Below are 504 nucleotides of genomic sequence, written 5' to 3' on the forward strand. Positions count from 1 at the left end.
AAGAGATTAACCCAAAAACAAGCGCAAACAACACGCCAAGAGACGGAATAGCAGTGTTACCATTATCGAGTTTGTTTATATTTATCAGCATGATAATTGAATAAATAATACTGCCTAAATAAAACCCTAATACCATTTGATGTGACTTGCGTGTTATCAACCCTGGAACAACTCTCGGTGATAAACTTGCACTAGCTGCATTTAATACCACCATTACCATAGAAAAACTAAAGACGGTTAACGAAATAATACTGCCTGCAAGAGTACTTAAAATGGTGCGTGCGTTTTCTGCGCTATCAACTAATATAAAAGAAATTAATGTTTTAAATTGTTCTATGGGGGCTAAGTACTCGACTGACATAGTCAGCACAGCAAAAAATAAAAATGCCACCGACAAGACTGAGGGGTAAAATCCAATACTGTTAATTATTTCCCGATAGATATTGGTTATTCTCGTTCTTAAATACACATAATATCCTTACTAATTACGATTCCAGCTCATAT

General features: G+C 35.1%; 1 protein-coding gene. It reads right to left on the reverse strand.

Going from position 1 to position 504, the window contains the following annotated elements; all coding sequences use genetic code 11:
• On the reverse strand, positions 1-469 hold a 469-nt coding region (locus P20439_RS12745; RefSeq protein WP_036934024.1), incomplete at its 3' end, for a DUF2254 family protein.
• Positions 470-504: the final 35 nt, after the last annotated feature.

The sequence above is a fragment of the Pseudoalteromonas sp. BSi20439 genome (assembly GCF_000241165.1).
Classification (GTDB): Bacteria; Pseudomonadota; Gammaproteobacteria; order Enterobacterales; family Alteromonadaceae; genus Pseudoalteromonas.